Genomic DNA, 253 nt, shown 5'->3' with positions numbered 1-253 from the left:
CCCAGCAGCCCATCGGAGGTCACGGTGCAATCCGGAGCAAGTGCAATGCTGGCCCAGGGCTTCAACGCCGCAAACGAGAAGTTCTTCACCGGGTCGAATCGCACCCGCATAGGCTTTCCGTTGCGCTCTTCCAGGGCCACGACGAACGGCACTTTGTTGTCGGAGCCACGGCCGGCGCGACCACCGGTCAGTTCGCCACCCAGGTAAGCGTCATCAATACGGACATCGCCCTGCAAGGGCTTTGTGGCCTCGC

The 253-nt window shown here is 62.8% G+C and carries 1 protein-coding gene; it reads right to left on the bottom strand.

Annotation, left to right across the window (positions count from 1 at the left end):
* Window positions 1–253, bottom strand: a 253-nt coding sequence (locus IV91_RS18975) for a transposase (protein ID WP_031599610.1), incomplete at both ends; no start/stop codon positions are given.

Source organism: Ferrovum myxofaciens (assembly GCF_000735045.1).
Lineage (GTDB): Bacteria > Pseudomonadota > Gammaproteobacteria > Burkholderiales > Ferrovaceae > Ferrovum > Ferrovum myxofaciens.
Note: the sequence above shows the minus strand (reverse complement) of the source record. Positions and strands in the feature narration are given on the sequence as shown.